Genomic DNA, 11,385 nt, shown 5'->3' with positions numbered 1-11,385 from the left:
ATTGCTTCGGCGCAGCGAAGATATTTATCATGATATTGTCATGGTTTTATGCTCGGAAACCAAATAATAAAGCAGCCAAATTACAGCCGTAAGGAACCGATATAATGCTCAAATATGCCGCTCTTCTTTTATGCTCTGCTAGCTTGGGTGCCTGCGCGCAAACGGCTGCGCTGACGAAATCCGGCCAACAAGCTGCGGCAAAAACCGGCGATTATTGGTATGACGGCGCGCAAACCACACTGGCCGAGCGCAAGGCGATCAAAGCGAACAAAAGCAAGGCAAAGAACGTCATTTTATTCGTGGCTGACGGCATGGACCCGACGACCGTCGCGGCAGCGCGCATCTATGATGGCCAATCGCGCGGCGAGGATGGCGAAGAAAACCTTCTGTCGTTTGAACGCTTCCCTTATCTCGCCATGTCAAAAACCTATAATACGGATATGCAGACGCCTGATTCTGCGGGGACAATGACAGCGATGGCGACCGGCTACAAAACCAAGGCCGGTATCATCTCGCTCGATAATACCGCCGAACGAAGCGATTGCGCATCAAGCCTTGAGGCTCACGCGCCAACTATCGTTGAACTCGCCGAACGCGCCGGCATGGCGACGGGCGTTGTTTCGACGGCGCGCCTCACCCACGCCACACCGGCGGCCACCTATGCACACGCAGCCGACCGCGACTGGGAGAACGACACCCAACTCCCTGATGGTGCCTATGAAATCGGCTGCCGCGATATTGCGAGCCAATTGATCGATTTCGAATATGGCGATGGTGTTGACCTCGCGCTCGGTGGCGGTCGCTCAAACTTTTTACCGGAAGATTTCGCCGATCCGGAAGATCAGGATAAATCCGGCGCGCGGAAAGACGGCCGCAATCTCGCTGCCGAATGGATGACCAAATCAAATTCGCATATTTTCATCTGGAACGAAGAACAATTTAACCGGATTGATCCGTCTACCGATCCGAAAATTCTTGGTCTGTTTGAGCGTTCTCATATGAAATATGAACTCGACCGTCCCGACGACAGCGATGGTGAGCCGTCATTAGAGGCAATGACCAAAAAGGCCATTGAAATCCTCTCTCGCAACGAAAACGGGTACGTTCTGGTAATCGAAGCTGGCCGCGTCGATCATGCCCATCATGGCGGCAATGCTGCGCGTGCATTGGCGGATACGCAAGAATTTGCCCAAGCCATCGCCGCTGCGCGCGCTATGACCGATCAAGCTGACACGCTCGTCATTGCGACCGCCGATCACGGCCATACGATCAGCTTTGCCGGCTATCCGGCTAAAGGAAATGATATTCTTGGCTTTGCGGCAATGCCGGATGATGATGGTGAACTCGAACCGATGAAAGCGCTCGACGGAAAGCCATATACTACGCTTGGTTACGCAAATGGCCCCGGCGCCGTCTTCAATAAAAACGTCGACCTTTCCGATGGCCGCCCGGCATTGGATCATGATGAAATCGCCCATAAAGATTTCCAGCAACAGGCGCTTGTCCCTAGCTATAGCGAAACCCATGGCGGTCAGGACGTAACGATTTATGCGTCAGGGCCCGGTGCATACCTGTTCGGCGGCGTGGTTGAACAGAATTACATCTTTCATGTGATTGATGATGCCTTGCGCCTTCGCTCCCGCGCGGGCGAGTAACCGCCCTACCCATCCCCAATAAAAAACGGGCCAATCTGGCCCGTTTTTTGTGTTCATATATTTTTGCTTTAGGCGACCGGATCGAGCCAGCCCCATTCGTCTTTTGTCTCGCCGGTAAAGAGACCAAAGAACATCTCTTGCAATTTCGACGTAACCGGACGATCGCCATTGCCAATGGTCAGATTGTCAACCGAACGAACCGGCGTAACTTCCGCGGCCGTTCCTGTAAGGAAGATTTCGTCTGCCGCATAAAGGCTCTCACGCGCGATGGTTTGCTCGACGACTTCATAGCCCGCTTTTTGCGCAAGGGTCATAACCGTATCGCGTGTAATCCCCGACAGGATCGATGCCGATGCTGGTGGCGTGATGATCTTGTTTTTCACGACAAGGAATAAATTCTCGCCTGCGCCCTCACTCACCGTGCCGTCATGGGCAAGGCCGATCCCTTCGGCGAAGCCGCGATCTTTCGCTTCCATAGAAACCAGACGGCTTGAAAGATAATTACCGCCCGCTTTAACGCCCGCAGGAACCGTCCCCGGTGCAAATCGGCGCCAGCTAGAAACCGCAACGTCGATACCGTTCTTCAGGCCCTCTTCGCCAAGATAAGCGCCCCAAGGAAACGCCGCGATTGCAACCTCTGAAGGAGCCGCTTTCGATGCCGGGCCCATTTCGCCATAGCCGAGAAACGCAACCGGACGGATATAAGCGCTATCGAGGCCATTCTCGCGTACAACGTCGCGGCAGACCTGCATCAAATCCTCAACCGAATATTTTATGCCGATCTGATAGACACGCGCAGAAAACAGGAAGCGTTCGATATGTTCGCGATTCCGGAACACGCACACACCTTTGTCTTTGGTGTTATAGGCGCGCATACCTTCGAACACAGACGTCCCGTAATGCAGACCGTGGGTCAACACATGGGTGGTTGCTTCCGCCCAAGGGATCATCTTGCCGTCTCGCCAGATCAGCTTTGCTTCCTGAATAGGCATTTTTTAGTTCCTTCCTGATGTGCCATTTTTGCGGCTTGAGCCGGTTGAATGGCTGAGAGTAGCGGTAAAATCAAGCAAAGGATGGAATCAACCACGTCATATGCTAGCCCTGAGGCGGATTTCCCACTAAGTCAGCCCAAATCAGCAGATTTCACCCTTTCCCGATGACCCGGCCCAATAGAGGTTTTTCATGTCAAAATCCGATTCTGACGCCAGCAAGATCACGGCATTGCTCGAAGTGATGGCGCGTCTGCGCGACCCAGAGAATGGCTGTCCGTGGGATCTGGAACAGGATTTCGCGACGATTGCCCCCTACACGATCGAGGAAGCCTATGAGGTCGCCGATGCAATTGAACGCAAAGATATGGCGGGGCTCAAGGAAGAATTGGGTGATTTGCTATTCCAATCGGTGTTTCACGCCCAGATGGCCAAAGAAAAGGGGTTGTTCAGCTTTGGCGATGTCGCAGAGGCAATCGCCAATAAAATGATCCGCCGGCACCCCCATGTTTTTGGCGACGAAACCATGCGCACCGCGGAAGAACAGACCGATGCGTGGGAAAAGCAAAAAGCCGAAGAACGCGCCGCCAAGGGAAAGAACGGCCTGTTAGCGGATGTCCCTGCGGGCCTTCCGGGGCTGACACGCGCGGTAAAGCTGCAAAAGCGCGCGGCCAGAGTTGGATTTGACTGGAAAAACGCCCGGGATGTTCTCGACAAGATCGCAGAGGAAACCGAAGAACTGAATGATGCTATGAATTCTGGCGATAAGGCCCATATAGAAGAGGAATATGGCGACCTTTTATTCGTCCTCGCCAACCTATCACGGCATCTTGATATTGACCCCGAAGCGGCCCTTCGGGGGGCAAATGAGAAGTTCATTCGCCGCTTCAATCATATCGAGACGCGCATGAAGGAAGACGGAAAAAGCCTTGCTGACGCTAGCCTTGAGGCGATGGAAGCCATCTGGAACGAGGCCAAGGAAATCGATAAATCCGCGAAATAGGTCATCTCTGTACGGATAACAATGCGGGCAATGCCACGATATCTCTAAGGCTTATTAGAATTTTTGAGTTCAATCCCTAGCCATTAGCGGGCAATGTGCGATTTTTTCGTCATGGCCGAAATGGCCAAAATTCTGTCCGGAGACCGCGTAAAATGACCACGAGCCAGTCCCTCACCGATTTAATCGGCAAAACGCCCTTGATCCGCCTTAACCGCGTATCTGAGGAAACCGGCTGTGAGATCTATGGAAAGGCCGAATTCCTTAATCCGGGCCAATCGGTCAAAGACCGTGCCGCTTTGGGGATCATCCGCGATGCCGAAGCGTCCGGCGCGTTGAAGCCCGGCGGGATCATCGTCGAAGGCACCGCCGGGAATACGGGAATCGGCCTTGCGATGGTCGGTGCGGCGCTTGGCTATCGCACGCAGATCGTAATCCCGCGTACCCAGAGCGAAGAAAAGAAAATTGCCCTTCGCCTGCATGGCGCAGAACTCGTCGAAGTCGATGCCGTGCCCTATGACAACCCGAATAATTACGTTCATTACTCGCGCCGCCTTGCCGAAGAGCTTGCGGAAAAAGAACCAAACGGCGCGATCTGGGCCAATCAGTTCGATAATGTCGCCAATCGCAATATTCACATTGCCACAACCGGCCCGGAAATCTGGGAACAGACAGAAGGCAAGGTTGATGGTTTCACCTGCGCGGTTGGTACCGGCGGTACGCTTGCGGGCGTCGCAATGGCGCTGAAGGAACGCAAGAGCGACGTGACAATTGCCGTTAGCGACCCCGGTGGTTCGAAAATCCATGACTGGTACAAAAAAGGCGAACTGACGACCGAAGGCGGCTCGATCACCGAAGGTATCGGCCAAGGCCGCGTCACCGCCAATCTCGAAGGCGCACCGATTGATGATGCGTTCCGCATCCACGATTCGGAAATGCTGGAGACCCTGTTCCGCTTGGTGACCGAAGAAGGTCTATGCCTCGGCGGTTCATCGGGGATCAATATTGCCGGGGCAAAGCGGCTCGCAAAAGAGCTTGGACCCGGCCATACGATTGTAACGGTGCTTTGTGACTATGGTCACCGCTATGCGTCCAAGCTTTACAACCCTGAATTCCTGCGGGAAAAAGACTTACCCGTGCCGCCATGGCTTAGCTAAACCGATCAGGGAAATGACATGACCGAATTTGGCCCGCTGATTTCGACCTCTGAATTAGCGGCCAATTTGAGCCAGTTCAAAATCATTGATGGTTCTTGGCGCATGCTCGGTAATGGCAATGCGATAGAGCATTACGACCAAGAACATATTCCCGGCGCGGTATTCTTTGATATCGACAAGATCGCTTATCAGGAAACCGACCTTCCCCACATGCTGCCGCCACCCGGTCAATTTGCCGAAGGCGTCGGCGCGCTCGGCATTACCGCGCACGACACGATCGTCGTCTATGACGAAGCCGGGATTTTTTCTGCGGCGCGTGTGTGGTGGAGCTTCCGCGCCATGGGGCACCAAAATATCGCGGTTCTTGATGGCGGCCTGCCAAAATGGAAGCGCGAGAATAATCCGGTAACGGATCAAAAAACCGAAATCACGCCGGCGGAATATCAACCCACCCCCACACCAGCGCGCTATGCCTTTGCCAGCGATGTGCGCGACGCACTCGGTGCGGGCGTTGCGGTGGTCGATGCCCGTCCCGCCGATCGTTTCGCCGCGCGCGCGCCAGAACCGCGCCCGGGCCTTCGCTCTGGCCATATGCCGGGAGCACTCAACCTGCCGACCTCTGCCGTGGTGGACGCGAACACCGGGCAAATGCGCCCGCCAGAAGAGATCCGCAGCGCATTCTCCGCCCTCGGCGTCGATCCAGAGGCCCGCGTCATTACAAGCTGTGGATCAGGGGTGACGGCTGCTATATTGTCTCTAGCATTGGAAACTATCGGTGCGCGTAACCATGCGGTCTATGACGGATCATGGGCCGAATGGGGAGACGAGAAAAATGACGAGCAATTATTCCCAGTTGTCGATTGACCCCCTTAGCAGCAATCAAATTGCTGTCACCATTACCTACCTCGAACAGACAGAGCGGCCGGCGCTGGTCATGCCGCCGGCCCCAAGCATTGGCCAGCGGCGGAATGTTGCGCTGATGCGGGTCGAACAACCGCCGGTCCATTTCTATCGGTATATGTATGATCTTGTGGGCGCGCCTTTTAACTGGATCAGCCGCCGCACCATGAGCGACGACGATCTCGCCGCGATCCTTCATGATGAGAATGTATATTTCTACGTTCTCTATGTTGGCGGCGCACCGGCGGGCCTTGCGGAGATCGATGCCCGTAACGAGACCACGCATGAAATTAAGTTTTTCGGTCTCGCGCCTGATTTCACGGGTCTCGGAGTGGGCCGCTATTTCTTTACGAATGTTCTTGATCTCGCCTGGTCGCGCGCGCCGCAATGTCTGAAGCTCGAAACCTGCACGCTGGATCACCCGGCTGCATTGCCGCTTTATCAAAAATTCGGATTCAAAGTGACAGGACGCCGACAGGGTTTCGTTCAACGTCTCATCCCCAATCAACAAAAATAAAAAGCCGCAGAAATCCCCTATGAAAGATAAAACAAAATTGACGATCAGTGGCCGTCCGCATCACCGGCCAGCCCATCCGGTCAATATGCCGGTCGAACGGGCATCAACTTATCTTTTTCCGACCTATGACGATTATCTGGAAGGCGCAAAAAACATTACCTATGGGCGCCTCGGGACTTCATCGCACCGAGCCTTTGAAGAAGCGGTCAATGCGCTCGAAGGCGGCTTTGAAACGCGCCTCGCGCCATCGGGGCTTCAGGCGTGTATCGCCTCGCTCCTGGCGTTCGTTAGCGCGGGCGACCATATATTGATGACCGATTCCGCCTATGATCCGACGCGGAAATTCTGCGACAATTTCCTCAAGCGGTTTGGGGTCGAGACGACCTATTATGATCCGGTTGCGGATGAAGCGAGCATGAACGCCCTCATGCGGCCCAATACCAAAGTGATCTTTGCCGAATCCCCCGGCTCCCTCACCTTCGAAGTTCAGGACCTGCCTATGCTGGCCTCGGTGGCCCATGCGGGCGGTGCAAAGCTTGTGGTCGATAACACTTGGGGCGCGGGCTATTTTTATAAACCGATCGCGCTCGGTGCCGATGTTTCGGTTCAGGCCGCAACAAAATATCTGGTCGGCCATGCGGATTGCCTCGTGGGGACGTTATGTTCCGCAGACGAACAAACAGCGCGCAAGATCTATTATGCGCTTCTTCAGATCGGCTCGAATGTTTCGGCGGATGACGCGTTTCTCGCCCTTCGCGGTATGCGCACCCTGTCAACGCGGATGGAGCGCCATCAGGAAAACGCGGCGGAGCTTATCAAATATCTGAAAAAACGCCCCGAGGTGGACCGGATCATCTATCCGAGCCAGAAAACCTGTCCGGGCCATGCGATCTGGAAACGCGATTTCACCGGTGCTTCGGGCCTTTTTGGGGTCTTGCTGAAACCGACACCGCTCCCGGCGATCAAGGCGTTTTTCAATGCGCTCAAAGTTTTCGGCATTGGTTTTTCATGGGGCGGATATGAGAGCCTTGCGATTCATTCCAGGCCAGCAGCGCACCGAACAGCGACGAGCTGGGATGAAGAAGGCCCGCTTTTCCGTTTTCACGCAGGGCTTGAAGATGTGGACGATCTGAAGGACGATCTCGACCGGGCCTTCATCGCGATGGCGAACGCAAATAAATAGGGGCGAGATATGCGTTTATTGGCGAGTGGAATTGCGGCGTTGATATTGGGTGGCTGCCAGACAATCGATCTTGGCAATCTCTCCGGTCCGGGCGAGACGCTAACCATCAATTCAGCCCCCCAAGGCGCGTTATTGACCCTGCATGGCTATGGCGAGTGTGAAACGCCCTGCACCATCAAGATCAACGAACCGCGCAAAGCGCGCATCGCCAAAGCCGGGTTTAAATCACTGAACCTCACCCTTCGCCCTAGCCGCAAAGCGGTCACGATCCCGCTCGAACTGGCCGCCGCCAGCGAAGAGGTTGATGAAGTCGCGCTTCCGGAATTGGATTAGGCGCAAAAATTATAAGTGAAATGGCGACCCCGGCAGGATTCGAACCTGCGACCATCGGCTTAGAAGGCCGGTGCTCTATCCAGCTGAGCTACGGGGCCTGATCTCGCCGCCCTTAATGGGTCCAGGGCTTGCGGCGTTGAAAGGCAAAATTATCAGAATAGGCTTTGGGATTAGGCGTGTGCTCGCGCGGCGCGTCAATCCGGAACGGTAATTTATTCCGCTCCGCATAGGCGATTGCCTCTTCTTGCGTGTCGAATTTCAGGCGCACCTGACCCGAGGCGGTCTCGTCGGCGCTGGTCCAGCCCATGAGCGGGTCAATTCTGCGCGCGGTTTCCGCTTCGAATTCCAAAACCCACTGGCTGGTTTTCGCCTTGCCAGACTGCATTGCGGTTTTCGCGGGCTTGAAGATGCGTGCGAACATGGCGCTGTTCCTGCTCTATCCGGGGCGTGGCCCCGCCAAATAAATTCAACCTGATCCACTCGACGGAAATTCGATTGTATTGCTCAAAGCCCCGCGAGAAACCAAGCACTTACACGGGCCCATAGATCAATTCAAGCGATAACCTGGTCGCAGGTGCGCCGCGATTTTTGGGCCGATCATCCATTTTCAGAGAGGAAAAAGCGGTCCGCATGGTCGGGGCGGCAAGATTCGAACTTGCGACCCTCTGGTCCCAAACCAGATGCGCTACCAGACTGCGCTACGCCCCGCATGCGACTGCGAGCGAGTGACATGGTTCATCTTGGCCCGGTTGTAAAGACCTAATTTGCTATTTGTTGAAAAGAGGATGTCGCACCCGGTCTCCGGCCTTGATTCCAAGCTTTTCAAAGGTCCCGCCATTGACCTCCAGCACCGAAAGCACCGGCGTGCCAGAGGAAACGCTGACAAGCGACTTTGGCGTGGTCATGGGCGCGATTCGGCGAATCACCCCCTCCTCGTCGATAAAGGCCATATCGAGCGGGATCAGCGTGTTTTTCATCCACATGGAAATCGGCTGCACCGTTTCGAAGTCAAAGAGCATTCCCGCATCTTCCGCCATCTCGGTCCGATACATCAGGCCGGTCCGGCGCTCCTCCGGGTCGTCAGCCAGTTCGACATAAAACTGGTGTTCGTCGCCGCTTGCGGTTTCGATAACCAAACGGTCACGACCGCCGCCCGTCGCGCCGATCCGCTCGTTTTGCGCGCAGCCCGCCGTTGCGAAAAGCGCCAGCACAAAATTCAGAATAATCAGTCGACGGATGATAAGCATGATTGCCAACCTCTCGATAAAAGCCGGCAAAGCCCGATCAGTTTTCCGGGTCCGGCTTTACTTCTATCGCAAGCAGCCCTTTAGACCCCGCAGCATAGGAAACCTGCACGCGTGCGCCCTGAACAAGCTCACCCATTCCATAGCGCCGGAGCGTTTCCATGTGAACAAATATATCTTCGGTATCATCGCCGCAGGTCAAAAAGCCATAGCCCTTTGCGCGGTTGAACCATTTCACTGTCGCGCGAACAAAATCGCCGGCCGGTGTTTGCGTCGGCATCGGCGTCATGACAGGCACAGCCGCCGCAGTTGATTCATCGATCTTGATTAGTTTCGACGCCTGCAAGCCTTTTTCGCGCCGCACAACCAGGCATTCAACGGTCGAGCCCTCGCGCGCCGTTGTCATGCCAGCCTCTTTTAAACAAGAAGAATGTATGAGGATGTCACTATCGGCGGCATCGGTGATGATGAACCCATAGCCCTTGGTTGGATCAAACCATTTCACAACGCCTTTAACAGTGAAATGCTCTTCTGCGTCAGGCGTATCATCGTCGTCACGCGATGCGTCGAACCGATCGTCCATGTGCTCTTGGTACCCCCGTCGCGCCCTAAGCTACTTTGTTATTATAGTTAACTATAATGCAGTATCAGAAAAAGGCTAAGCCCTTCACGCAAAAAATGCACTATTTTAGTATAGGTATATGGAATTTTCGCCGTGTAGTTGTGGTTATTAGATAACATTACGGCTAAAATTGCCGAAATAGACTGCACGCAGACAATTTGCCTACGCGATAACCTGTGATTCGAGATGGTCCATAAACGAACTGATGAGCATCAGGAAAACATCGAAATCTGATTCGATATTTTCGATCGACGCACCACCCGCGCCGTTGCGATCCATTTGCAACGTCACATCGCCATCCTGATCGATATAAACCCGACCGAATTTCACATCATTATTGAACTGGTTTAGCACTTTGTAGCTGATGCTTTTGCCGTCAACTTCGAACAACCATGCGCGATAGGAAATGTCGCCATCAGGACCTTGGATATCGATCCGAATGTCGTAATTCGCGACCCGTACAAAAAGGGTGTTCGGTCCCATATCCTGAACCGCATAACCCTGCGTCGAGAGTTTTTCTTCAATTTCGTCTTTCGTAACTTTGCCAGCGAATGCCGATGAAATCGGCGCAAATGCCATTAGAACGGCGGCTGCAATTGCGAGAATTCCCCTCATGGACCTTACCCCTCCGGTCGAACGCGATTAACTATGTTTAATAGACGTCAAAATGGCACTGAAATCAACGACAGAGTCATGAAACGCCTGGCGTCGAGGCCGGTAGATTGGGTGGTTTACCGCGATTTTCGGATAATTTTCGCGGAAAAATCATAGGCGCTCTGGTCGAACCCATTACCGATAACGCCGATAGCTCTTGCGCCATTATCCGATTGGATCGCTCACGCATTTCATGGCGGCCGATGGGCGAGCAAGGCGCTTAAGCGCGCTTATTGCCATTGGAACGAATAATCCGCGGTTTTTCAGAATTATTATGATACAGGCGTCTATTGCTTGCCATACGCTTGTTATACGCAATTCTGTTCTAGTCTATTTATACTCTGTATTTATTCTTGATTTAATTTCTATTTTTTGAAAGCATCCCCCAAGATATGAGGGAGTATCGATGCACTATCCAATTGACCGACCTATGACTCGTCACGGAATCAACAAGGGTTATTGGGAGCTTCGGAAAGATAAAAACCTATATAAGACGATGAACCTTGTGGCCCGGCATTATGCAGCCAATGCCAGAACGGCCATCGATGTTGGTTCCTATATTGGCGGGTTCATTTGTGACCTCGATTGGATACCCGACAGAATTGCCTCTGATCTCAATAACTTCACCGAGAATTGGGCTAACGTGACGGGGGTAAAATTTATGAAAGCGGACGCATTTACGCTTGATCGAAAATTCGATCTCGTAATCAGCAATCAAACAATCGAACACATTCCCAACGCGAGAGCCTTCGCTGAAAAACTATGCTCGCTAGGTGAAACCGTTATGGTTTCAACAACCTACCAAGTCCCACATGGGCGTATTGACGGCCATATTCATGACCCTATCGACATGGATCAATTCCTGTCCTGGTTTCCGCGCAAACCGAAATTCACGGCAATTGTGGATGACCACCCGGTTGATAATGTATTCGGCGTTTTTTAAGTCGCGGCGCACATTAGCCATACTGTCCCGAGTTGGAAGAACAGAACTTTCAAGGTCACGCAAACTTCGCCGGTTTTTTTAGAAAAAATGGGTGCGTGTATTTAGGGCCTTTTTGAATTTATTCAAACCCGATTCAGCCTCCCCGCCGATTGAATCGCTCACCCAATTTATGGGCGTCGATGCGGGAA

General features: G+C 53.5%; 13 protein-coding genes and 2 tRNA genes. 8 read left to right on the top strand and 7 right to left on the bottom strand.

Annotated elements, in window-relative coordinates; translation table 11 throughout:
- Positions 1 to 104: 104 nt before the first annotated feature.
- Positions 105 to 1,655: an alkaline phosphatase gene (locus ABFZ83_RS04070; RefSeq protein ID WP_411818151.1), complete on the top strand. Its 1,551-nt coding sequence runs from the start codon at positions 105 to 107 to the stop codon at positions 1,653 to 1,655.
- A gap of 68 nt (positions 1,656 to 1,723) precedes the next feature.
- Here ABFZ83_RS04070 and ABFZ83_RS04065 read toward each other — a convergent pair whose 3' ends face one another.
- Complete coding sequence (locus tag ABFZ83_RS04065) at positions 1,724 to 2,647, bottom strand: branched-chain amino acid transaminase (RefSeq protein WP_411818150.1); 924 nt, start codon at positions 2,645 to 2,647, stop codon at positions 1,724 to 1,726.
- A gap of 190 nt (positions 2,648 to 2,837) precedes the next feature.
- Between ABFZ83_RS04065 and mazG the strand changes: the two genes are divergently transcribed.
- The 6 genes from mazG to ABFZ83_RS04035 all read left to right on the top strand — a co-directional run bounded on the left by mazG (position 2,838) and on the right by ABFZ83_RS04035 (position 7,734).
- Positions 2,838 to 3,647: a nucleoside triphosphate pyrophosphohydrolase gene (mazG, locus tag ABFZ83_RS04060; RefSeq protein ID WP_411818149.1), complete on the top strand. Its 810-nt coding sequence runs from the start codon at positions 2,838 to 2,840 to the stop codon at positions 3,645 to 3,647.
- 152 nt (positions 3,648 to 3,799) lie between these two features.
- Complete coding sequence (locus ABFZ83_RS04055; protein ID WP_411818148.1) at positions 3,800 to 4,801, top strand: cysteine synthase A; 1,002 nt, start codon at positions 3,800 to 3,802, stop codon at positions 4,799 to 4,801.
- 18 nt (positions 4,802 to 4,819) lie between these two features.
- The gene (locus ABFZ83_RS04050) at positions 4,820 to 5,665 is read left to right on the top strand and encodes a sulfurtransferase (RefSeq protein WP_411818147.1); all 846 of its coding nucleotides are present in this window, start codon (positions 4,820 to 4,822) and stop codon (positions 5,663 to 5,665) included.
- Positions 5,634 to 6,218, top strand: a complete 585-nt coding sequence (locus ABFZ83_RS04045; RefSeq protein ID WP_411818146.1) for a GNAT family N-acetyltransferase — start codon at positions 5,634 to 5,636, stop codon at positions 6,216 to 6,218. The genes ABFZ83_RS04050 and ABFZ83_RS04045 overlap by 32 nt, the downstream gene beginning before the upstream one ends.
- Before the next feature lie 19 nt (positions 6,219 to 6,237).
- Positions 6,238 to 7,401, top strand: a complete 1,164-nt coding sequence (gene metC, locus ABFZ83_RS04040) for a cystathionine beta-lyase (protein WP_411818145.1) — start codon at positions 6,238 to 6,240, stop codon at positions 7,399 to 7,401.
- Between the two features lie 9 nt (positions 7,402 to 7,410).
- The gene (locus ABFZ83_RS04035) at positions 7,411 to 7,734 is read left to right on the top strand and encodes a PEGA domain-containing protein (protein WP_411818144.1); all 324 of its coding nucleotides are present in this window, start codon (positions 7,411 to 7,413) and stop codon (positions 7,732 to 7,734) included.
- Between the two features lie 21 nt (positions 7,735 to 7,755).
- Here ABFZ83_RS04035 and ABFZ83_RS04030 read toward each other — a convergent pair.
- The 6 genes from ABFZ83_RS04030 to ABFZ83_RS04005 form a co-directional block, all read right to left on the bottom strand.
- Positions 7,756 to 7,832 (bottom strand) — tRNA-Arg (locus tag ABFZ83_RS04030).
- Positions 7,833 to 7,846: 14 nt separating this feature from the next.
- Positions 7,847 to 8,155, bottom strand: coding sequence for an ETC complex I subunit (locus ABFZ83_RS04025; RefSeq protein ID WP_411818143.1), 309 nt, complete (start codon positions 8,153 to 8,155; stop codon positions 7,847 to 7,849).
- A 210-nt stretch (positions 8,156 to 8,365) separates the two neighbouring features.
- Positions 8,366 to 8,442: transfer RNA gene (locus tag ABFZ83_RS04020), tRNA-Pro, on the bottom strand.
- A gap of 59 nt (positions 8,443 to 8,501) precedes the next feature.
- Entirely contained in the window at positions 8,502 to 8,981 is a 480-nt protein-coding gene (locus tag ABFZ83_RS04015; protein ID WP_411818142.1) for a DUF192 domain-containing protein, read from the bottom strand.
- 37 nt (positions 8,982 to 9,018) lie between these two features.
- Positions 9,019 to 9,561 (bottom strand): cold-shock protein, encoded by a 543-nt coding sequence (locus ABFZ83_RS04010; RefSeq protein WP_411818141.1) that lies wholly within the window; start codon positions 9,559 to 9,561, stop codon positions 9,019 to 9,021.
- Between the two features lie 201 nt (positions 9,562 to 9,762).
- Positions 9,763 to 10,215, bottom strand: coding sequence for a YbjN domain-containing protein (locus ABFZ83_RS04005; protein WP_411818140.1), 453 nt, complete (start codon positions 10,213 to 10,215; stop codon positions 9,763 to 9,765).
- A gap of 469 nt (positions 10,216 to 10,684) precedes the next feature.
- Between ABFZ83_RS04005 and ABFZ83_RS04000 the strand changes: the two genes are divergently transcribed.
- The gene (locus tag ABFZ83_RS04000) at positions 10,685 to 11,197 is read left to right on the top strand and encodes a hypothetical protein (RefSeq protein WP_411818139.1); all 513 of its coding nucleotides are present in this window, start codon (positions 10,685 to 10,687) and stop codon (positions 11,195 to 11,197) included.
- Positions 11,198 to 11,385: the final 188 nt, after the last annotated feature.

It is taken from the genome of Hyphococcus formosus, assembly GCF_046736345.1.
GTDB classification, from domain to species: domain Bacteria; phylum Pseudomonadota; class Alphaproteobacteria; order Caulobacterales; family Parvularculaceae; genus Hyphococcus; species Hyphococcus formosus.
This window is presented reverse-complemented; position numbering and strand designations above follow the sequence as displayed.

Excerpts from the sequence above, each read along its gene's own strand:
- ABFZ83_RS04070 (WP_411818151.1), top strand. The coding sequence starts at position 105 with ATGCTCAAATATGCCGCTCTTCTTTTATGCTCTGCTAGCTTGGGTGCC.
- ABFZ83_RS04065 (WP_411818150.1), bottom strand. The coding sequence starts at position 2,647 with ATGCCTATTCAGGAAGCAAAGCTGATCTGGCGAGACGGCAAGATGATC.
- mazG (WP_411818149.1), top strand. The coding sequence starts at position 2,838 with ATGTCAAAATCCGATTCTGACGCCAGCAAGATCACGGCATTGCTCGAA.
- ABFZ83_RS04055 (WP_411818148.1), top strand. The coding sequence starts at position 3,800 with ATGACCACGAGCCAGTCCCTCACCGATTTAATCGGCAAAACGCCCTTG.
- ABFZ83_RS04050 (WP_411818147.1), top strand. The coding sequence starts at position 4,820 with ATGACCGAATTTGGCCCGCTGATTTCGACCTCTGAATTAGCGGCCAAT.
- ABFZ83_RS04045 (WP_411818146.1), top strand. The coding sequence starts at position 5,634 with ATGACGAGCAATTATTCCCAGTTGTCGATTGACCCCCTTAGCAGCAAT.
- metC (WP_411818145.1), top strand. The coding sequence starts at position 6,238 with ATGAAAGATAAAACAAAATTGACGATCAGTGGCCGTCCGCATCACCGG.
- ABFZ83_RS04035 (WP_411818144.1), top strand. The coding sequence starts at position 7,411 with ATGCGTTTATTGGCGAGTGGAATTGCGGCGTTGATATTGGGTGGCTGC.
- ABFZ83_RS04025 (WP_411818143.1), bottom strand. The coding sequence starts at position 8,155 with ATGTTCGCACGCATCTTCAAGCCCGCGAAAACCGCAATGCAGTCTGGC.
- ABFZ83_RS04015 (WP_411818142.1), bottom strand. The coding sequence starts at position 8,981 with ATGCTTATCATCCGTCGACTGATTATTCTGAATTTTGTGCTGGCGCTT.
- ABFZ83_RS04010 (WP_411818141.1), bottom strand. The coding sequence starts at position 9,561 with ATGGACGATCGGTTCGACGCATCGCGTGACGACGATGATACGCCTGAC.
- ABFZ83_RS04005 (WP_411818140.1), bottom strand. The coding sequence starts at position 10,215 with ATGAGGGGAATTCTCGCAATTGCAGCCGCCGTTCTAATGGCATTTGCG.
- ABFZ83_RS04000 (WP_411818139.1), top strand. The coding sequence starts at position 10,685 with ATGACTCGTCACGGAATCAACAAGGGTTATTGGGAGCTTCGGAAAGAT.